At 47.5% G+C, this 18,421-nt stretch carries 26 protein-coding genes; 2 read left to right on the forward strand and 24 right to left on the reverse strand.

Features of this window, described 5'->3' with window-relative positions:
- The 20 genes from BP688_RS00470 to BP688_RS00565 form a co-directional block, all read right to left on the reverse strand.
- Positions 1-2,229 carry a LamG-like jellyroll fold domain-containing protein gene (locus tag BP688_RS00470; RefSeq protein WP_290623734.1) on the reverse strand — a complete coding sequence of 743 codons (2,229 nt, stop codon included), beginning with the start codon at positions 2,227-2,229 and terminating at the stop codon, positions 1-3.
- Entirely contained in the window at positions 2,226-2,510 is a 285-nt protein-coding gene (locus tag BP688_RS00475; RefSeq protein ID WP_290598255.1) for a hypothetical protein, read from the reverse strand. The genes BP688_RS00470 and BP688_RS00475 overlap by 4 nt, the downstream gene beginning before the upstream one ends.
- Positions 2,473-4,791: a hypothetical protein gene (locus BP688_RS00480; protein ID WP_290623736.1), complete on the reverse strand. Its 2,319-nt coding sequence runs from the start codon at positions 4,789-4,791 to the stop codon at positions 2,473-2,475. Before BP688_RS00480 ends, BP688_RS00475 begins: the two co-directional genes overlap by 38 nt.
- Positions 4,792-5,733, reverse strand: coding sequence for a hypothetical protein (locus tag BP688_RS00485; protein WP_290598254.1), 942 nt, complete (start codon positions 5,731-5,733; stop codon positions 4,792-4,794).
- Positions 5,723-6,088 carry a hypothetical protein gene (locus BP688_RS00490; protein WP_290598253.1) on the reverse strand — a complete coding sequence of 122 codons (366 nt, stop codon included), beginning with the start codon at positions 6,086-6,088 and terminating at the stop codon, positions 5,723-5,725. Before BP688_RS00490 ends, BP688_RS00485 begins: the two co-directional genes overlap by 11 nt.
- The gene (locus BP688_RS00495) at positions 6,085-6,924 is read right to left on the reverse strand and encodes a hypothetical protein (RefSeq protein WP_290598252.1); all 840 of its coding nucleotides are present in this window, start codon (positions 6,922-6,924) and stop codon (positions 6,085-6,087) included. Before BP688_RS00495 ends, BP688_RS00490 begins: the two co-directional genes overlap by 4 nt.
- 16 nt (positions 6,925-6,940) lie before the next feature.
- The gene (locus BP688_RS00500; RefSeq protein ID WP_290598251.1) at positions 6,941-7,417 is read right to left on the reverse strand and encodes a hypothetical protein; all 477 of its coding nucleotides are present in this window, start codon (positions 7,415-7,417) and stop codon (positions 6,941-6,943) included.
- A complete protein-coding gene (locus tag BP688_RS00505) occupies positions 7,389-7,724 on the reverse strand; it encodes a hypothetical protein (protein ID WP_290598250.1) in 336 nt (111 codons plus the stop codon). Before BP688_RS00505 ends, BP688_RS00500 begins: the two co-directional genes overlap by 29 nt.
- 63 nt (positions 7,725-7,787) lie before the next feature.
- Positions 7,788-8,270 (reverse strand): hypothetical protein, encoded by a 483-nt coding sequence (locus tag BP688_RS00510; RefSeq protein ID WP_290598249.1) that lies wholly within the window; start codon positions 8,268-8,270, stop codon positions 7,788-7,790.
- A 327-nt stretch (positions 8,271-8,597) separates the two neighbouring features.
- Entirely contained in the window at positions 8,598-8,897 is a 300-nt protein-coding gene (locus BP688_RS00515) for a hypothetical protein (RefSeq protein ID WP_290598248.1), read from the reverse strand.
- Entirely contained in the window at positions 8,869-9,756 is an 888-nt protein-coding gene (locus BP688_RS00520; RefSeq protein WP_290623739.1) for a site-specific integrase, read from the reverse strand. Before BP688_RS00520 ends, BP688_RS00515 begins: the two co-directional genes overlap by 29 nt.
- Entirely contained in the window at positions 9,757-10,026 is a 270-nt protein-coding gene (locus tag BP688_RS00525) for a hypothetical protein (RefSeq protein WP_290598246.1), read from the reverse strand. It lies immediately after the preceding gene.
- 37 nt (positions 10,027-10,063) lie between these two features.
- On the reverse strand, positions 10,064-10,297 hold the full coding sequence (locus BP688_RS00530) for a hypothetical protein (RefSeq protein WP_290598245.1): 234 nt from the start codon (positions 10,295-10,297) through the stop codon (positions 10,064-10,066).
- Complete coding sequence (locus tag BP688_RS00535; RefSeq protein WP_290598244.1) at positions 10,287-10,436, reverse strand: hypothetical protein; 150 nt, start codon at positions 10,434-10,436, stop codon at positions 10,287-10,289. Before BP688_RS00535 ends, BP688_RS00530 begins: the two co-directional genes overlap by 11 nt.
- Positions 10,433-10,687 (reverse strand): hypothetical protein, encoded by a 255-nt coding sequence (locus BP688_RS00540; protein WP_290598243.1) that lies wholly within the window; start codon positions 10,685-10,687, stop codon positions 10,433-10,435. The genes BP688_RS00535 and BP688_RS00540 overlap by 4 nt, the downstream gene beginning before the upstream one ends.
- Positions 10,684-10,956: a helix-turn-helix domain-containing protein gene (locus tag BP688_RS00545; RefSeq protein WP_290598242.1), complete on the reverse strand. Its 273-nt coding sequence runs from the start codon at positions 10,954-10,956 to the stop codon at positions 10,684-10,686. Before BP688_RS00545 ends, BP688_RS00540 begins: the two co-directional genes overlap by 4 nt.
- A gap of 26 nt (positions 10,957-10,982) precedes the next feature.
- A complete protein-coding gene (locus BP688_RS00550) occupies positions 10,983-12,083 on the reverse strand; it encodes a DeoR family transcriptional regulator (protein ID WP_290598241.1) in 1,101 nt (366 codons plus the stop codon).
- Positions 12,080-12,391, reverse strand: coding sequence for a hypothetical protein (locus BP688_RS00555; protein WP_290598240.1), 312 nt, complete (start codon positions 12,389-12,391; stop codon positions 12,080-12,082). Before BP688_RS00555 ends, BP688_RS00550 begins: the two co-directional genes overlap by 4 nt.
- Entirely contained in the window at positions 12,391-12,702 is a 312-nt protein-coding gene (locus tag BP688_RS00560; RefSeq protein WP_290624465.1) for a hypothetical protein, read from the reverse strand. The genes BP688_RS00555 and BP688_RS00560 overlap by 1 nt, the downstream gene beginning before the upstream one ends.
- A 186-nt stretch (positions 12,703-12,888) precedes the next feature.
- Positions 12,889-13,023: a hypothetical protein gene (locus tag BP688_RS00565; protein ID WP_290598238.1), complete on the reverse strand. Its 135-nt coding sequence runs from the start codon at positions 13,021-13,023 to the stop codon at positions 12,889-12,891.
- Positions 13,024-13,124: 101 nt separating this feature from the next.
- On the opposite strand from BP688_RS00565, the gene BP688_RS00570 reads away from it, so the two are divergent.
- On the forward strand, positions 13,125-14,468 hold the full coding sequence (locus BP688_RS00570; protein WP_290598237.1) for an AIR synthase-related protein: 1,344 nt from the start codon (positions 13,125-13,127) through the stop codon (positions 14,466-14,468).
- Here the strand turns inward: BP688_RS00570 and BP688_RS00575 are convergent.
- Positions 14,465-14,953: a hypothetical protein gene (locus BP688_RS00575; RefSeq protein WP_290598236.1), complete on the reverse strand. Its 489-nt coding sequence runs from the start codon at positions 14,951-14,953 to the stop codon at positions 14,465-14,467. The genes BP688_RS00570 and BP688_RS00575 overlap by 4 nt on opposite strands.
- A gap of 52 nt (positions 14,954-15,005) precedes the next feature.
- On the opposite strand from BP688_RS00575, the gene BP688_RS00580 reads away from it, so the two are divergent.
- The gene (locus BP688_RS00580) at positions 15,006-15,878 is read left to right on the forward strand and encodes an MBL fold metallo-hydrolase RNA specificity domain-containing protein (RefSeq protein WP_290598235.1); all 873 of its coding nucleotides are present in this window, start codon (positions 15,006-15,008) and stop codon (positions 15,876-15,878) included.
- Positions 15,879-15,881: 3 nt separating this feature from the next.
- On the opposite strand, the gene BP688_RS00585 is transcribed toward BP688_RS00580, so the two are convergent.
- Genes BP688_RS00585 through BP688_RS00595 form a run of 3 tightly spaced genes read right to left on the reverse strand, consistent with a single transcriptional unit; the run spans position 15,882 to position 18,399 of the window.
- Positions 15,882-16,904, reverse strand: coding sequence for an ATP-binding protein (locus BP688_RS00585; RefSeq protein ID WP_290598234.1), 1,023 nt, complete (start codon positions 16,902-16,904; stop codon positions 15,882-15,884).
- A gap of 32 nt (positions 16,905-16,936) precedes the next feature.
- Entirely contained in the window at positions 16,937-17,917 is a 981-nt protein-coding gene (locus tag BP688_RS00590) for an isocitrate/isopropylmalate family dehydrogenase (RefSeq protein WP_290598233.1), read from the reverse strand.
- Positions 17,914-18,399 (reverse strand): 3-isopropylmalate dehydratase small subunit, encoded by a 486-nt coding sequence (locus BP688_RS00595; protein ID WP_290598232.1) that lies wholly within the window; start codon positions 18,397-18,399, stop codon positions 17,914-17,916. The genes BP688_RS00590 and BP688_RS00595 overlap by 4 nt, the downstream gene beginning before the upstream one ends.
- Between the last annotated feature and the right edge of the window lie 22 nt (positions 18,400-18,421).

Consider the following 18,421-nt stretch of genomic DNA (forward strand, 5'->3'; position numbering starts at 1 on the left):
TCACCCCTTCTTATACCCCTCCTCGAGCTTGCCCAGCACGGCCAGAAACAGAACCACGATGATTACCGTGCCCTCGATAGGAAGCCAGCCGAACAGCGTGAGCATACCGGCGCCTATGGCTACAGCGAGGGCACCTATGCGGTTGTGACGTCTGCTGAACAATGCCCCGAAAATCGTCAGCATGATGAAGCTCGCAGCGGCCATGACGAACTCGGGCTTGTATCCGAGAACGTCCTCGCCGGGTAGCAGGTAAGTTACGTCCTTCAGAATTCCCCCGCCGATGCTGCCCACAACTTTCGACTGCGTGAAGGTAATGTTGTCTCTGGTAATGTTCAGGACGACGGTGTACCAGGTGCTGTTATCGGGCTTGGAAAGCGAGAGAGCGTAGTCGTTGGCGGTGGTGCTGTCACTATAAACCAGAGCCCCAGTCTCGTTGTATATCAAGACCTGCAAGCTCTGAGTCTTCTGCTCGACGTCGTTGTAGGTCACGATAATGTAGTCGTCGCAGTAGTCAATATCGTAGCTGACGTTGAGCGGCGTGGACGGCTCGAGGTTGGGCATCACGTTTATGACTTTCTCGGTGCTCTCCACTGCCGTGAATTCACCTATCGTCCTTTCCGTTGATGTTTGCGAGTCTATTATGCTTATGAAGTACTTGTCGTTGAACCTCAGGATGGCTGAAGCTTTGTTCTCTATGTCGAATTTGTCTATGGTTATGTCGTACTTCGCGCCTCCTACGAACTTGGTTATTCTCAGCAGGGCCTCTTCGTATAAGTTAGCGATGTCATTCAGGATGAAGGAAACCAAAACTGCTTGCTCGTTCTGACTCAGTAGTAACACATCCTTCTCTACTAAGCTATCCCCCAGGGTCGTGTAAAACGTCCTATCGTAATATCCACTAGCTTCTGCCCTGATGAAGTAATCCCCTGTCTCAGGAAGCTGAGAATTGAACAGCACCGCCTCCTTCGTCACCTCGTCCGTCTGCAGGCTAATAGAATAGTTCACATTGAAAATCGTAGCATTCGCCGCAATCTTCTCGCCTGTCGATTCATCGTAGAACTTGACTCGCAGAGCCTCGTACATCTGGCGGATTTCCGACTCGCTAAGGGCACGGTTGTAGATGCGGACTTCATCAATCCAGCCATCAACTGTTCTATCCACTCCCTGAACGCCACCAATATAGATTACTTGAGTACTAACCCACGCTCGCAGTGTTTGATCAATAACTCCTCCTTCTTTGTAGTAGTACTCTCCTGTTGTGTAATCCACTACATATAGTTTAACAGACTCATTCAATTTACCTGTAAAAGCAATGAAATAAGTGTGCCCATCTTGTGTACTGCTAAATAAAGCAGTTCTTGTAGCGCCAGATTCAAGATATACGTAGCAGTAAATTGCATTTGGTTGATAGTTATCTATCACTGCACAAACAGCTGTTCCACCTTCATAGACAACTATGTAGTTATAATAAGGAGATGCAGTTGGCTTGCTTTGAAAATTAATTATTGCTGTGAGTGTAAACTCGCCTGTAGCTGAAATATTAAGCTCTGGCGAGTACGAGACGACTACAGAATCTCGTGTGTCTGGATTGAACTGCAAACCATACCCATACCTGCCCGTAACCCACTGAGCGCCGTAAATCGTGCCATCGTTGCCGTTTCCGCTGTCGTCTTGAACTTTGAAAGTTATGCGTAAGTTATCAATGTATGCTGTGACTCTGTCAGCACTGCCGTCCGCAACACTAACGTAAAACTTTATCTCATTAACCGTTTTATCAAGTGCTACCGTTACAGTGCCAGAATAACTCGTTGTAGTATTCCAGACCTCTTGAGCATTAACATAAATGCTGAATTTTCCACTTGTGCCACTAATCGTTACATTTATGTCAACCTGTATTTGATGTATGTAATCGTCTGCTGAGATGTACATGTATGTGTACGGCTCATAGCATGTTGTAGCTCCAGACTGTCCTGTTGCATCCAGCGCAGCGCTGTACTGTCCGTCCGTGCTCCACACACCCGTTATGTACGGGCCCGAACCGCAGTTTCCGCTCGGGTTTACTGTACTCCACCCTTCCCAGCTACCTTCCCAGCTGTACTTCTGCTGCAGCGTAGGTTTCTTATCGAAGCTGAAGCGAAGTACGAGCGAGGGGTCGTCGGCGAGCGGCGGTACTGGAACCGCCGCAGCGGTGGAAATCAGCAGAAGCAAAAGTAGGGGCAGAAACCTCATCCTCCGCCCCACCTCCCTGTTTTGCGTACTGCATAGGCTACGAACCATATGCTAAGTCCGCCGAATACCACGTACGGCAACAGGTTCCAGTGTCGGTCGAAGGTCTCGTTTACATCTGGAGGGGCGGTGTTGCTGAAGGTGTCACTCGATTCGACCATGATGAAGTTGTAGGTTAGTAGGTAGGCGAAGTAAAAGACGAACAGAGATACGATCAGGACGAGTATGGCGTAGGCTATGCCCCTATTATCTTCTACGAGAGCGCTTAACCTTCTTACGGGCACGCCTACCACCTCGGCTACGTATTCTACGTCCAAACAGGAGTTCGTACGGCGTCGCGACCGGGTTAACGTAAAGCCAGAACCTGAAGCGCTCCTTCGGGCGGCGATACCTGCGCTCCGTTTTACCGGCGCCTATTGGCATCTTCGTCCTTCCTCCGCCGCTGAATACTTCGCCGGAGCCTCCGTATCCTGAATAACCACCGCCGCCGCTGCCACTGTAACCCGTGTAACCAGCCAAACCGTAGCCTGAGTAGTCGCTACCCCCGCTGTAACCGCCCATCGAGCCTCCACCGCTTCCGCCACTACCTTTTGACTTGCCGGTAGAACCAGAGCCAGAGCTTCTTACTCCTTTGGAGGCTAGCTTAGGAGCTGAACTCAGTTCGCCAAAAGAGGACACGTAGCTCGGGATGCTGAAACCTCCGCTCCTCGAGTAGCTTCCTACGGAGTACCCTAAGAACAGACCAGTTCTGGCGATCGAGCTGATTATTTCCGACACACTGACGTAACGTACCCTGCCGTACTCCTCGTTGTATCTAGCTAAATCTAGCGTCTTAGCTCGTTCTTCGAATTCCTCTGCTAGCTTTTCCACCCTCTTTGCAGTCTCGACCGGAATCTTCTCCCACTCGGAGATGTGGATCTTGTGGTACTTCTCGCCGTAACCGAGCTTTTGCAGAAATCTGCCGACTCTAGTATCCCTTAACCACCTGGGCAGGGTCACCTGCCTGTAATGCGTCCATCCTACATCGCGAACTTTGCGCAAGTACGTTCCGGGATACTCTAGCCCCTGAACTAGCTGCGACTCGAAGTGAGCTGGAGTTATTACCTGCCTTTCCGTGCTGTAACCGAAAACGTTCTCGCCTGGTATCAGCGTCTTTCCGCTCATCTGGCCGGTCCTAACCTGGTATTCTGCAAATGTCTCTCCAGGTCTTGGTTTCACGAACTGAATTACGTCATGTGTAACTACGGCTTGTGTTTTTGGTTTTCTGATAGTGATTTTGAGCGACTCGCTGACTCCCTCGCCTATACCCACATATGCCAGGTAGCCTAGAGGTTCCCCAGTCGGAGCTGGTGCGGACTGATACCAGTGTAAGGCGTCGAACTGCTTGCGGAATCCAGCAGCCTGTTCGGGCTTGGCTTCAAGGAGAAGCTGCTCTCCTGGCTTCACGTTGAAGGCTTTGTGCTGGGTCATGTGCACTAGAGTTGCTTCTTTGCCGGCAACCTGCTGGACAAGTACGTCACCACTAACGGGTTCGTATGTATAGCTCTCTACAAACTTTATTCCCGGCTCTTCAACGTAGGTCCCTTTTATCTGGCCTATCTTCTGCTCGGTGATGACTCTAAACTTGCCAAACGGACCACCAACAACCTTTGCCGTTCCTTTGCCCAGGTAGTAACCACCCACTACTTCTCCAGCGAGCTCACCTGCTATGAACGGGTCACCTCTAAGCCCTGTTAGAAGCCTGTTGGGGATGTTCTTTACCCACTCGTAGGTCCCATAAGCGAGTTCCTTACCCGCCTCGATTGGGCCTTTATCGATGGCCGTCTTTGCTACTTGAACAGTTGACTGAGCGATGTTTGCAGCTCCTGCTGCCAAGCCAATACCGAACAATCCCACGCCAACGCCAAATTTCTCTATCGGTCCAGCTCTATCGCCGGTTTTAAGCAGCTCAAGCCTCTTAGTACTTAGTTGTTCCTTAAATCCTTCTACCGCCTCATTGGCTTTATCGAACAGTGTTTCTTGTTCAGGCTCCTGAGGATGTAGTCTGCTCTGGCCAATAGCTTCGGCTCTGTCTAATGGTTCACGGCTCTCTGACTCTAGGCTTACTTCCTTGATTTCAACTTTCACACCATACTTCTGCTCGATTTGTTTAGCTGCTTCTTCAGGATTCTTGCCCTCGCTTATAGCTTTCCTGAACTCGCGGACTATCTGCTCCTCTTTTTGTTTTTGAGCTTCTTTCAGAGCTGCTCTGGTTGGCTTTGCCTGTGGTGGAGTTTTGCCTGTTTTTAAGCTTGAGTGGTGTCTGTGCCTCGAACTGCTTGAAGAGCTTGAAGGTCTGGCTTCTGGAATTTCGGCTCTGGTTGGCTTTGCCTGTGGACGTGTTCTTTCTGATAAATTCCTCGCTTGTTCGGGTGTTATCGTTGCTGTCCTATGCTCTGCGTAGGCTTCTTTCTCTTTGTCTTGCGACTCTTGCGCTGCCCTCCTCAAGGCACCATCCAAACTGTAACCACTGTCCTCCTGCTCAACCCCATATCTACCCCTGTTTCCAGAGGCGGAGAGGGCCAATTACATCACCCCCTCAACCTCTACCATCTCAAAATCGTCGTCCTCGGTACTCTGTATTCCCCTGAGTGTGACGAGGAGTGTGGTGATTATACCTCTGTCTGGGAAGCTGAACTTCGCCCAAGTTCCTGTGTTCTTTTCCTCGATAAAGGCGTGGCCCAGCTCCGCAAACTTGACCTTTTTGGGGTCCAAAATGCTGTCTCTGTGCACCTTGGATCCCGCCATGTAGAGGTAAAACATCATCTTTCCGAGTATTCTGGAGTCTATGTCAGTCACAACCTGCGTGGCTCCGTAGAGGCTGAGCTTACGCTGCCTGAAGTATCTTAGGGCGTTCATTAGGAAGTTTAGCATGTAATACTTGTACCCCTTAGCATATCGCTCGGCGATATCGTCAAATTCGTCGAAGAACAGGCTGGCAAAACTCTTCAGCTTTAGCATCTCGTAAATGAATGAGTACCAGAAAGCGTGGCGGGTTGTGTTGAGCTCGTTTGCTGCGAGGATTCTTGCCTGCTTGTACTCTTTGTAGATCGTAACGAGGTTTTGATCGCTGTATTCGGCCCTCCAGTCTGCTGAAGGTGGGTACACAACGTTTACCATCTCGCTGTCGGCATTCCTTATTATTTCTCTAATAGTTTTGTACGGATATAATTCGTAATACTGTTTTATTTCTGAATCGGCCTCGAATTGAATGCGGTCGTCAACGTGGTGGAAGATTCTGAACTCCACCCTGTGATCTGCATGGTGCCACTGATCGATCTCCCTTCCTCTCCAGAACACAACCTCTCGGCCGTCGGCATATAGGTAGTCGAGCAGATGCAAGAGGAGAGTTGTCTTCCCAGAACCCATTCCGCCACTAAGGAGAGCTGTTACACCCTGCTGGAACTCGTGCTTACCGTCAGTTATTTTCCATAATAACTCCTCAGCAAAAATTGTTTTAAGACTCATGAGAACCACCACGCCTCTTCCACTTTTCATTAAGCTTTTGCTGGAAGTCTAACAGGGCTGTGTAGTCTACAAGGTCTTTTTCGAAGATTATGTTTACCAGCTCTTCTTCGATTTTTGATGCAGTGACCCACGCCTGGCTTAAGCCCTTCGGGCTATACACCATGATCATTGCCGCGTTAAGTTCACTTCTCAGCTTCGGGAGTTTTCCGTCTTCTTTGTGGTATTTTTTCAAAGCTGCTGATACGATGCAGCTAAGGTGGTTGAGCTTCTGAAGGTAGTCGCTTATCCCATCGCCAAGATTTGTGAGGCTGCCAACGAGCTCGGCGATGTAGCGTTTTAGCATCTGCTCACTCATGGCCTTACCCCTTGGCTGATGCTAACTGGCAGAATGTCATTAACCTGCTGAGCAACATTCGCTGCAGAGCTTCCGTTTCCTCCAAATACAATTTCCAGCAGAGCGAGCCCAAAAACTACACCCATTATAACCATGAATACTGCGAATGCTGTTTTAAGCGCATCAGATTTTCCTCTTGCTGCAAGTTCTTCCGCGACCCTCGCATTCGTTCTAGCCCTCAGATTGACTGGGTTCATTGAGAAAAGCATGTACTCTATCGTGTCTTTCACTCTAATCGTATAACCTCTCACTTTCATTCTCACTCCTGAGATCTCCCTTTCCTCCTCCCACTTCTCATCCGCAAACGCCTCGAGGAGTTCCCGCTTTTCATCATCAACAACCTCATAAGAATACATTTTTACATCCTGTACTTCCTCGACCTCGTAACCTGGCGCGTTGTCCGACTTCTTTATTTTCACGAAGTCTTTGAGCTTCTTGCCGAGAGTTTTGAGCAGTGTCGCCTTTGCTGCAAATTCGAGTGGTATTGTAACTCCGTTCTTTTCGTACGCAACCGCAACCGGCACTCCTGCCAAACTCTTAAAACTTCCAGGGATGTTCATGAAGTCTCCATAGTGTTTGTGCTGGGAGAAGCCGTGTTTGTAGTCGATTCTCACCCATCCCCAGCGCCCATCGTCTCTCTCAACCATCAAGATTGGTTGTTTCTTGAGCTTTGCCACAAAGTGTGTGAATAAAGGTCTGCTCCAGCTGTACAACCACACTATAAATCCGAGGAGTAGGGCATTCAGAACTGCTGAGAACACCAAAACTTGGATCAATTCCTGGACGATGTTTGCCATAAACACTCACCTCATCTCAACCAAACAACTTACCAAATGCACGCATTATCCCCCGCTTGGGCTGCGCAGCTGCAAAGCCGTCTGCCTCCTGTGACATTATCAAGTGCTTAATTTGAGTTGTTTCAGCTCTGCGCTCGAAGCCGTTTATAGCCCTGTCAACTGCTAAGTGGAGAAGGAGCTCAATATTCTCAAGAACTATGTAGAAGCTGTAGGTTAGCTTGTAAGGGGGAATGCTCTCCATTATCTGGTCTATCTGCTCGCTTATTCTGCGTTTGTATATGAAAATGTCCTTCTCTCTTATGTTCGAGGTTGCTATGAACCTCGTGTTCTCTATCAGAACCCAGAGCTGCTTTTTAATCTCATCAGGAGCATACAGATCAACAATTGCGAACAGATAATTGTAGATGTCGTTCTCCTTGAAAAGCTGTTGCATCATAAATGCTTGGGCCGGATCAAAATATTGTTCACCACTCGGAGGAATTCCTTCCTGCATCCTCTATCACCTCACCCGCTTTTGCCCACATAAGGTAAAAGAACTGGACAAAGCCCACAATCGCAAGAATTGCTGTGAGATACGAGAGTAATGGTTCACTAGCGCTTGTAACCACTACTTGTGGAGCGCCGCTTGTGGTGTTGAACAAAATCTCGTAGCGATCAATTTTGAAGTTACTGTATGTTAAGAGACCGAAAAAGAGGCCAGCTATGAGGGCGAGCATTGGATTTTTTGTGCTGTCTATGAAGCTGAGGGCGAAAAGGGCTGTCCCAGATGCGAATACTGCAATATATACCTCAAGCATCATCGTACCACCTTAAAAGAAATAGTGTCAGCCCTTGCGGGCTGCTGAATTCATTCGTTTGTAGGTTTAGAGTCCTCCTCCGCCTCTGCCGCCAAATATTCCGAACGCTGCAACCACTGCTCCAATTACCACACCGAACACCGTGGCGTAGAGGGCCATTGGCGCCATCTGGAAGCTCTTCCATATAGTGTTGGTCGTCTTGGTGTATGCGTCGTAGGCTTCGGTGTTGTTTGCGTCCGGAGCTGTAATGGTGTTGTCAGCCTCGGCCATCATTCCGATGCCGAGCTTCAGAGCGAGTCCAGCTGCTATAAGTAGAACCACTAGGTACAGGATGTTTGCTGCAGCTCTGTAGTCTCCGAGGAACCTCGGAGCTGCTTCGGGGAATACTTTTATCAGTCTGCTGGTCGGTAGGATTTTTACTAGCCTCATGAGAAAGCCGTGCGTCGCCTTAGCTCCGACGTCGTACAGCTCCCAGTACTTCCTCCTCGTTGCCAGCAATGGAACCCCTACCACAAACACCGCCACCAGGGCCGCCACCAACACCGACATGCTATCACCAAAAAATAATGTGGAACAAAAATATTTAAGAAATGATATTTACCTAAAACGGTTCTATTAGTACCCTCTGTAATTACTATATTATTCTACGCCCTCAGAATTGTTGTTCGAACTGCTGGCAGAAAAAAGAAGCCCCTCGTTTCTTTTTCAATCTAAAGCCAATATAACGGATTTTAAAGAAAAAGAAGGTTCAAGAGTAATGAAATATTTGAATAAGCTTAGTTATTCGGTTTTCTTAGCCTTGAAAAAAATGTAGATGATACTATATCATCCGCTCTTTTTTATGGTGCCCCTGTGTCGGTTTCTGGACCGTTATTATTATGGGCTTATCCTGCGAATGTTGTCCACTACCATGCACAATAATTCGAGGAGGTCTCCCTTCTCTCTTATTATATGTAGCCTGCGGCGGAGCATTCTGTCTGTTATGTCGTAGCGCTTTGCGATTGACTTAACCGGCTCTCCAGTGAGCATGCTAATTATGTAGATCTCAACCACACAGCTATCACATATCTTTGAAACAAGATTTAGCTTCCTGCCGCATCTCACACACCTGCTATTTTCTTTGAACAGGCCCGTTCTCCAATGCGGTTTACGAGAATTGTACAGAGCTGGGGACAATCTCGACACCTCCCCACGTCCGCATGTACTCCTTAACAATTGCATCTGGGGTAAACTTGCGGTAGAACTCGTCCGTTACCGGCGTCTTAAGGACGTTGAGAAGTTTTTCAAGTTCCTCGGTGTCGTGGCCCATTATCGCCACCCTTACTGGCTCTGGCAGCCCAACCTTAGCGCTGTATATAGCGAAGAACTTGCGGAACTGGCGGAGCTGTAGCTTGCCTGCTTTGGAAAAAGCGTGGCGGATGGAGCCGTCAGTGAACAGCTTTGAGTTGTTGCAAAACATGAGCTTTAGCAGCTTTTTTACGTCTGGATGCAGAGGGATGACTCTTTCGGTCCAGGTCTTTGATTTCTCCGCCGGCAGGATGAAGTAGTCCTGGGTAAGGTTGAGGTCCGAGGGCTCCAAGCGCTTGAGCTCTTCTGGTCGTAAGCCAGTAGTGGCGGCGAGGGTAGATGCCGTTATAGCGCGTAGCTTTACGACCGTTCTAAGATTTGATTTGTAGAGGCTCAGTATGTGGTCGTGCACGTCCTCAAGTGTTACATCGTAAAGGCTGTTTTCATGAGCGAAAAGTCTCTTAGTTTTGCGCTTCCTGTGGCTGTTTAATAAATTAATAAGGTTACTGTAATCTTGGCCTCGGAAGTCGGCGAGCCATTTTAAGAAGATCTTGACGACTGTGAAGTAGCGGGATGGGTCAGCCGTTTGGCTGCGATCTATAACATATTCTAGTACTCTCTCAGGTGTGAGTTCGCCTTTTGTTGTTTTGTAAAACTGGAGAAGCTTCTTTCTGTAGTCTTGTTTAGTGGCTTCTCGCGCCTCAATGGACACCAAGAAAAACTCTACGTCGCGAGGGCCGAAGTACATTTAACTACCTCCGTACTGACTCCAGCACATCGCCGCACAGGCATCGTGGTCTTCCTTTGTTATGTTGATGTGGTATCTCTGCTCGTGGATTTGCTGCATGAAGTAGCAGCCTTCCATGCATGCCCAGTACTGCTGCACACTCTCCTTGAAGCCCTGAACCTTGTCCTTGATACCCACTCCGACTTTGACCGTCTTGTTCTTCAGATCATTAACATATACGCAGCCAGAGAGTAGTAATGCCGCCAACAACAAGAATAGTAAAGCCTTCATTGAGCATCAGCCTCCTTTAAGTCTCTGTAAACCGACCTCAAAAATCGCTCAATCTCCTGTTAGCCGGCGATATGCTGAGTCTGAACTCTTGGTTCAGGTGAAAATTCTCGATTATTCTGGCATCTTCGGTCGTTATCGTTGTCTTGACCTTGTAATCTGAGTTGTCGAACTCGATCGTAACTTTATAGGTTTCCACGCTTTCTCCATCGCGATTTATCTTTTCCGTTCGATTAATTCCTATTACCTTTCCGACCAGGTTTCTAATCTCCAATCTCACCACCTCCCTCACAATTTCCCAAAACCAGAAGCTGAATCAGTCTGGACTTGGCAGCAGAATCAAGCCGTTCAAGATCTTCGATGATCTTCTCCATGTCCGTCTTCTCTTTTTCGAGCAGTTGAATGATCCTCATGAAATCATTGCGCTCAAGGAGTTTGAAGAGGAATACTCCGAGCGAGATGTACAGGCTGAGGTATACACTTCGTCGTTGTAAGCTCTGATGGTTATTGTTGGGCTGCCTATTGTGTCCACATAAATCTCATCAACCTGCATATCTCCAGTGATTAGGTAACCTTCTTCGTCGTATTGCTGCTTATACTCCTCCACTCTCTCCTCTGTAAGGGCGCCCTTATCCACATCGAGGTAAAATTCGATTTCTTTCAATCTATCACCCCCATAACGTATTCCTCCCACTCATCAGCAAAGCTTCTCAAGAGCTGAGAAAAGCGAGTGCTAAGAACATAGCCCTGCTCGGTCTTCTCCACCATACCAGAGTTTACGAGCTTCCTGAGCAGGTTGTAAACGCTTATTCCGTACTTGCTTTCCAGATCGACAGCCCTAACCGGTCCGTTTTTTATGTCTCTCAAAAGCTGTGGAAATACCTCGTGCTCATCGCCGCGGAGCTTTACGCACTCTCGGAGTGTTGCGTCCATAACTCTCAGCGTAAGTACTTTAGCCCTTATGCTACCACCTCCTTAACCAACAAAACCAAAACCAGAATGGCAAATGCTAGGAAAAAATATTTCATGCTTCCGTTCATCTGCTTAACTGCTTCGATAAATTGTGTATGCTGCTTATGCTGCACCTCAACTACTTCAGTTATTTTCTCGAGAGCCTTTGCTGCATTCTGTACGTACGGTATGTGTGAGTTGATGTTTTCAGCAAAAACGAGCTGTAGCTCTGAGCTTTTGCTCAGGTTCTCGTTTTGCCTTTCAATTATCTCACTCTGTTTATCAAGAACTCTTTCGAACTTGTTCAAAAACCCGTTAAGGCTTCTGAAATCCTTGTATAGTTCTGCAACGTACTCTGGCATCATCAGGTATTTGTGAGTGTAGTCAGCATCGTTAGTTTCTGCCTCTCGTCCATTGCTCTCGTCAACCCAAGCCCTTGCCTCGGCATTGAGCGTGTTTCCGTAGGGATCCATTGCAGGACGGCCCAGCTTTAACTCATATCCTGGGTCGAGCGGTTCTTGAGTCTTGAAAGCGTACTCACCGTAAACGCATTTTGGCTCCTTTATCCAATCCTGGTCTAGGATTATGCCCGCAACCTGTAGAGCTCTAGCTATTTTGCAGAAGTAGTTTTGGATGATCTTTGCAGCTTCCCACTTGCTGGAAGCGTAGAACTCAGGTAGGTATATTAAAGCTGTGGGAATGTTCGCGTCGTTGAACTGGATTTTGACATCAGGGATGTTAGGCAGGTTGACGAGGTCTTTGAGGTTGACGACGTATGCGTCCCAGTTCTTCATTTTAATTCTTCTTCCTACTTCTGCGATCTTGGCCCAATCTATTTGTAAAACGCGACAGGTCAGACGCACGTTGTGCACTCTGGCCTTTACGATATCAGGTTGCTGACCTAACAATGCTCTTCCCTTAGGGGTCAGTCTGTGCACCTTCTCTATGTGAAGGTTTACTGATTCGATTAGGCCCTCTTTGCGTAGCTCGATGAGCAGCTTGCGGACGTAGCTCTTGCTCTTTCCAAGCCTCTCTGCAATTTTGCTTGTTCTCAATTCCCCCTCCTTGAGTAGAAGTTTAAGTATCTCTTGCTTCCTTTTTTCTCTCACATGGACCCTCCTTTATTTGAGATCAATTTCTCAAGCTCCATCATGTTCCTGCGGTGGACCTCCTCGGCCAGCTCTGGATTGCTCTTGATTGTTGATTCAAGCTCGTTCATGAGTTCGTCGAAGTAGTCTGCTGGCTTTTTCGCTCGCTCCTTCTGCAGGAAGCGCTGAAACTCTTGCCTTAGGATTTTGCTGCGGTAGGTCCTGAACTCCTCGATGCTCATTTGCCAGCCGCACGACTTGCATACGACGACGTCGCCGTAAGTCCACGTGGTGGTTTTACTGCAGCGTTCGCAGAAGAGGATGGGCATTACGAACACCTCTGCAAGATTTTGAATTTCTGCAATAGGCAGTTTGACGCTTCCTCGAAGTCGCTTAAGCTCCAAAGCAGGTAATCTGTGTACTCGTCAACATAATCTGTGTTCTCTGTGCAAAGCTTGTAGAACGAAACTATCTCGTCAGCAAACATTTTGATTGCTTCTGTGAGCTCTTCTATTGCCAGGTCTTTGATTGCTTTTACTTCAGAATGATTGCATTTTGAACATTGCAGCATGACCTCTCCAGGATAGCCACAACTGACAAACACAGAGTTTGATTTGCAATTAGAGCACTGTAGCCTCATTGAGACTCGACCTCCTCAAAGGAAGTGCATGCTAAAACGAACTCTCCCGCAACTGCTCCTTTTTTGCAGAAGAGTTGCCCATGGAGTTTTGTTTACATTTTCCAAGAAATCTTGCTTAAACAGCTCGTAGAATCTCTTGAAAGCCTCTTCGTCTTTTGCGAATAAGAATATCTCTGACATCACGCATCAGCCTCCACACACCAAAACTCTCCACTCCATTGCCGCAAGCCTTGCCGCTGCGATTCTCTCTGCTTTGGGCAACGTTTTTAGCTCTGCCTTCAGTTCGTCGATGGCTTTCTCTTCAAAACCGAGCGGTCGCACGGGCCTCCCGAGCCCGTTGCCCGGGTTCGAATCCCGGCGGCCGCACTTATTTTGATATGATAACAAGCAATCTTATTAATCCACCATACCTACTTCAAACAATGGACATAGAAGGTTATGCCCGTAGAATGCTTGAGAAAACTGACGAAACCAAAGTAAAAAAGCTTCTTGCTGAAAGAATAGCAGAAATCAAAGGCTGGAATTTGGAAAAGGCTGAAAGATGGGCAAGAGCTGTTATCGTCGAAGTTAAAAATGCTTACAGCAAAAAGAGCGATTTGCTCGACTACTACAGATCGGGAGTTACGATGGGTGCTTTCGGAGTCGGGTCAAGGGGGAGGGGGGACTTTTACGTGCATGAAAAGATTGCAGAGGTGATCGGAGAGAGCGGTGCAGTGGTCTCATCAGCGGTGGTCTCATCAAAGGATTTGGATGATGCAGGTGTTGTGCGTCATGGTGACTTTTACATTGCTGTCGCCATTGACGGGATACATTCGAGATTAAGCGAGTTTCCCTTCATAGCTGGCTTTCACGTTACCAGAGCGGCGATGAGAGATGTTTACGTAATGGGTGCGGAGCCTGTAGCGGTTTTTTCAGACATACACATTGCCGATGATGGGGATGTGAGCAAAATCTTTGACCATCTCGCGGGAATTTCTGCTGTATGTGATGCAACCGGTGTTCCACTGATAAGCGGTAGCACCCTCAGAATCGGTGGTGATATGGTTATCGGAGAGAGAATGACTGGAGGAGTGGGTTGTGTGGGTGTTTCGAAATATATCACTCCTCGCAAAAATGTGAGAGAGGAAGATGTCATATTACTTACTGAGGGAGCAGGAGGAGGAACGGTAGCTACAACAGCCATTTATTACGGAATGCACGAGATCGTAGAGGAAACAATAAACCTCGATTTTATAAAGGCTGTAAAAGCGATTTTCGCCAACAGGTTGGTTGAAAGAGTTCACTCAATGAGTGATGTGACGAATGGAGGTATTAGAGGAGATGCCGAAGAAATCTCAAAGGTCTCGGGCAAGTCCTTAGTTTTCGAGTATGAGAAGCTTAGGAAGTGTGTGAATCCGAGGGTTCTGGAAATGCTCGAAGAACTTGAGATAGATTTCATGGGTGTCTCGATAGACTCTCTCATGATCGTGTGCGACAAAGATGTAGCAAAGGATGTGATAAAGGCTGTAAAAGGTGTGGGAGTTCAGATACAGGAGGTAGGATGGGTTGAGGATGCAAGCGGTAAACCGGGAGCGTTTTTAGTTGAGAACGGAGAAAGAAAGGAAATTAAGCCAAGATTCAGGGAGTCTGCCTACACACCCCTCAAAAAGGTCGTTGGGGAGGAGGAACCGCCAGACTTCGAGGAAATGAGGCAGAGAGTTGATGAAGCTGTGAGAAGGGCTGTGGAGAAAAAGAAGAAAGTGCTGAAACAGCTTGGGATGATCTAAGGTTTTTTCAGCTGAATTTCCCTGTTAATCCTATCCTCAAGCTCCAGAAGGACCAAGAGGATAGTAAAGTAGAGTTCAGCGAGCTTCTCCTTACTCCACTCGGCGTATTTCAGTATGATTCCGTCCAGCTTTCCCTGCAGCTTTCCCATCCTGTAGAGGATGTAAAGCATGTCCTCCACGCTGTTGCTGAAGGTGAACTCCACTCCTCTCTCCCTCTCAAAAAGCCACGCCCTTCTGAGCACTTCACCGATGGTGCCATAGTCAATCTGCAAGAAGTCCTTTCTCGTTCTGAAAAGTTCCTCAATTTCATACCTATTCGGCAGCACAACCCCATTTATAATCGCAGAGAGTTCAACAAGCCTTGTGAAGTAAATGTAGAAAATAGGATTGAATATATTGCCGCTCTTCTTCAAATTCTTCGCCCTCTCAACAAGATCAGCATCAAACAGATTCCTTACTTCCTCCTCAAACTCCTTCAAACTCATTTACTCATGCTTAACGCAAAGGGGTTATAAATCTTGCCGACGATACGAAGATGTGGAAATAGGAGATGTTGAGCTTTATCGAAGAAAATACGGCAGAGGGTTCAGACCACATGTCTCACTCCTTCTGGATGGTTCAGAGTTTCACGTTGACACCTCACCCGGGAAAAGCGGATGGAACCTCATCACCCACGCCCATTCTGACCACTACGGGCAGAGGAATATGGAGAATCCGCACGCTGTTGCGAGCATTGAGACAGCAAGAATCCTCGAGGCTGCAACAGGAAAAGAGTATGAAGGGTTGACCTTCCATACGGGTGAGAAAGTGAGGATTCATGGGCAAAGAGTTGAAACCTTTCCGACCTACCACATTCACGGCTCCACAGCCTTCTTCTTCAGGGATTTTGAATTGCTAATAACTGGAGATGTGAAGGACTATCGTGAGTTACCGGAATGCCAAATCTTGGTGACAGAAGCCACATACGGTTTTCCATCACAGGTCTTTGAGGATGAAATAGATAAACTTCTTGACGCCGCATCCGATGGGGCTGTATTTGGAGCCTATCCGATAGGGAAAGCACAGAGAGTTGCTGAGATTCTCACTGGTAATATTGGTTTCAGAGCAGAGGAGAAAATTGAGAGGATATGCCGTGCCGTTGGCATAAAACCCAGCAAAAGCGGCCCACTGATAGTATCCCCAAGAAACCTCGCCAGTTATGGTGGAGGCTATGTTCTGACTGCCCAGAAATTTTACAGATGGCCAAAAATTACGCTCAGCGACCATCTTGACTACGAGGGGTTGCTGGAAATGATACACCACTGCAATCCAGAGGCGGTGGTTTTCTACCACGGAAACCCTTCAAAGGCGCTGACAAGATATCTCGAATCTGAGAGAATCAAGTGTTGGACGTTAAATGAAATTAAATAAAAGTTAAGATGGGATGTGCTCGGGTGGTCTTACAACTTTCATTTTCATCGCTTCCTGCTCACAGCCAACGACACAAACACCGCATCCAAAGCATTTCTCTTCATCAACTCTCGCCACGTCATCTAATTCAATGGCATTAAAGGGGCAGCGCTCCTCACAAACTCCACATGCTATGCAGAAGTCTTCATTAACATAGGCAACATACCTGCTTTTTTCCAGCATCGTCTCCATTGGTACGTTTCCGTATTTGGCAGAAAGGAAAAACTCACAGCAGTCTTCACAGCAGTTGCAGTTAACAGTAACCCTTTTATCCACTATTTTCCCAGTATTTGGCCATGTATGAACTAAACCGTCCTCTTCTGCCTTCATTATTATCTCCAATGCCTCATCTACCGATATTTCCCTTCCAGAACCCCTCGTTATAACGTATTCAGCACCTCTACCAAACTGGATGCAGTGCCACAAGGCCATCTCATCGGTGTAATTGCAGCCTTGTCCAGCAAGGTGTGTAACGTTTCTGCATGAACAGGGAACGACTGCAATCTTCTCCTGAGCCTTAATCATCTCCACTATATTCTCCTGTGGCAGCACATCAGGTAAGTCCTTTATCGCACCATACGCAGGTACAACCCTCCATACTTTGAAGTCAGCTAAGGATAGAAGCTGTCCCATTCTTGCATGAGCCTCTTTCTCGCCAAACTCTTTCCACATCCGTGCGTATTCAGGGTCTTTCATGTGGACAGATGCAAGAGTTGCATCGTGAAGCTGAATCAAATCTCTCGCGAACCTGTAGTAGTTCCTGTTCTGGAAATCCTTGGGAAAGACTACACCCTTGAAAAAGAGGTCTTCGAGGATGCTTTTCACCCTGTCAACATCCATTCCCAGTTTTTCAGCAACCTCCTCAGGAGAGCCCGGTAGCGCTGCAGCAACCTTCGCTTCCTCTTCATTCATCAGGTATTCCAGAATTTTCCTCAGCCGTTCTGAATCCGGAAACCCCAGTCTCGTCATTAAAGTTTCGTAGCTCATGAAAAAAATTAGTCAGGTTTTACTATTTAAATCTAATCCAGAAGGGATGCGACCTCTGTAGCAAACTCCATTGTTGTAAGATTTCCGCCCAAATCTGGGGTCTTTTTTCCACTTTCAAGAACCCTTTCAACAGCCTCCTCGACCTTTTTCGCTTCATCCGAGTATCCAAAATGGCGGAGCATCATGCATGCAGTTAGAATCATTGCTGTAGGGTTGGCGATGCCCCTGCCAGCTATGTCGAAAGCCGCTCCGTGTACAGGCTCAAAAATCGCGTTTTTCTCCCCAACATTGGCAGAAGGTGCCAAACCAAGTCCACCTACAAGTCCCGCTGCCAAATCCGAGACAATGTCCCCGAACATGTTCGTCGTAACTATAACATCAAACCTGAAGGGGTCCATAACGAGATACATGCATGCCGCATCAATGTAGTAGTCGTTAAACTCAATATCAGGGTATTCGACAGCAATTTCCCTGCAAACATCCCTGAAAAGTCCACAAGTCCTCTTCATCACATTCGCCTTATGCAGCGCTGTTACCTTTTTCCTTCCTTCCCGTCTTGCAAGCTCAAAGGCGTATCTTGCTATTCTCTCCGATGCCTGCCTCGTTATTACCCTAACTGCCTCAGTTACACCATCAAATTCAAACTCAAAGCCTCTGTACAGACATTCCGTATTCTCCCTTACAATCACAATATCGAGACCGGGATAGAGACACTTTATCCCTCTCAAAGCCTTTGCGGGTCTTATGTTGGCAAAGGTGTTCAGCTCCTGTCTCAGCCTCACTATAACATCTGCTGCAGTTTCACCGGCAGCACCAAAAAGCACCGCGTCACTCTCTCTGCAGGCTTCAAGGGTCTCATCCGGCAATGCTTTACCGTACCTCTCCTGAGCACCATCACCAGCCTCGTAAAAGCTGTAATCGAAGGGTAGGTTCAGTTTTTCCAGTATGTGCATCGTCGCATCCATGACCTCTTTTCCAATACCATCGCCCGGAATTACTGCGATCTTCTTCATGCCTTCCCCCTCAGATCTCTTGCGTAATTTACCAGTCCCCCTTTATCCAGAATCTCCCTCAGAAATTCCGGCATTGGGCTGATTCTATACTCCTCCCCTTTCGTTTTGTTGTAAACCACACCCTTCCCGTAATCCACCTCAAGCTCATCCCCATCATCAATTTTATCAGTATCTTCGCACTCAATAACCTTCAGACCGATGTTTATCGCATTTCTGAAGAATATCCTGGCAAATGACTTAGCTATGACTGCCTCAATACCTGTAGCCTTTAAAGCAAGTGGTGCATGCTCTCTGCTGCTCCCACACCCGAAATTTTCACCAGCAACGACAAAATCACCTTTTTTTACCCCTTTAACGAACTCAGACCTCAAATTCTCAAAAACATGCTTGGCAAGTTCCTCAGCATCGTTGATGACCAAATATTTCCCCTGAATTATAACGTCCGTGTCAATATCATCTCCAAACTTCCACGCTCTTCCCATGAGCTAAGTTGGGGAAGAATTA

It is taken from the genome of Archaeoglobus sp. UBA230, assembly GCA_002507545.1.
Taxonomy (GTDB): domain Archaea; phylum Halobacteriota; class Archaeoglobi; order Archaeoglobales; family Archaeoglobaceae; genus Archaeoglobus.

Excerpts from the sequence above, each read along its gene's own strand:
- BP688_RS00470 (WP_290623734.1), bottom strand. The coding sequence starts at position 2,229 with ATGAGGTTTCTGCCCCTACTTTTGCTTCTGCTGATTTCCACCGCTGCG.
- BP688_RS00485 (WP_290598254.1), bottom strand. The coding sequence starts at position 5,733 with ATGAGTCTTAAAACAATTTTTGCTGAGGAGTTATTATGGAAAATAACT.
- BP688_RS00490 (WP_290598253.1), bottom strand. The coding sequence starts at position 6,088 with ATGAGTGAGCAGATGCTAAAACGCTACATCGCCGAGCTCGTTGGCAGC.
- BP688_RS00495 (WP_290598252.1), bottom strand. The coding sequence starts at position 6,924 with ATGGCAAACATCGTCCAGGAATTGATCCAAGTTTTGGTGTTCTCAGCA.
- BP688_RS00500 (WP_290598251.1), bottom strand. The coding sequence starts at position 7,417 with ATGCAGGAAGGAATTCCTCCGAGTGGTGAACAATATTTTGATCCGGCC.
- BP688_RS00505 (WP_290598250.1), bottom strand. The coding sequence starts at position 7,724 with ATGATGCTTGAGGTATATATTGCAGTATTCGCATCTGGGACAGCCCTT.
- BP688_RS00510 (WP_290598249.1), bottom strand. The coding sequence starts at position 8,270 with ATGTCGGTGTTGGTGGCGGCCCTGGTGGCGGTGTTTGTGGTAGGGGTT.
- BP688_RS00520 (WP_290623739.1), bottom strand. The coding sequence starts at position 9,756 with ATGTACTTCGGCCCTCGCGACGTAGAGTTTTTCTTGGTGTCCATTGAG.
- BP688_RS00525 (WP_290598246.1), bottom strand. The coding sequence starts at position 10,026 with ATGAAGGCTTTACTATTCTTGTTGTTGGCGGCATTACTACTCTCTGGC.
- BP688_RS00535 (WP_290598244.1), bottom strand. The coding sequence starts at position 10,436 with ATGAGGATCATTCAACTGCTCGAAAAAGAGAAGACGGACATGGAGAAG.
- BP688_RS00545 (WP_290598242.1), bottom strand. The coding sequence starts at position 10,956 with ATGGACGCAACACTCCGAGAGTGCGTAAAGCTCCGCGGCGATGAGCAC.
- BP688_RS00555 (WP_290598240.1), bottom strand. The coding sequence starts at position 12,391 with ATGCCCATCCTCTTCTGCGAACGCTGCAGTAAAACCACCACGTGGACT.
- BP688_RS00560 (WP_290624465.1), bottom strand. The coding sequence starts at position 12,702 with ATGAGGCTACAGTGCTCTAATTGCAAATCAAACTCTGTGTTTGTCAGT.
- BP688_RS00570 (WP_290598237.1), top strand. The coding sequence starts at position 13,125 with ATGGACATAGAAGGTTATGCCCGTAGAATGCTTGAGAAAACTGACGAA.
- BP688_RS00575 (WP_290598236.1), bottom strand. The coding sequence starts at position 14,953 with ATGAGTTTGAAGGAGTTTGAGGAGGAAGTAAGGAATCTGTTTGATGCT.
- BP688_RS00585 (WP_290598234.1), bottom strand. The coding sequence starts at position 16,904 with ATGAGCTACGAAACTTTAATGACGAGACTGGGGTTTCCGGATTCAGAA.
- BP688_RS00590 (WP_290598233.1), bottom strand. The coding sequence starts at position 17,917 with ATGAAGAAGATCGCAGTAATTCCGGGCGATGGTATTGGAAAAGAGGTC.
- BP688_RS00595 (WP_290598232.1), bottom strand. The coding sequence starts at position 18,399 with ATGGGAAGAGCGTGGAAGTTTGGAGATGATATTGACACGGACGTTATA.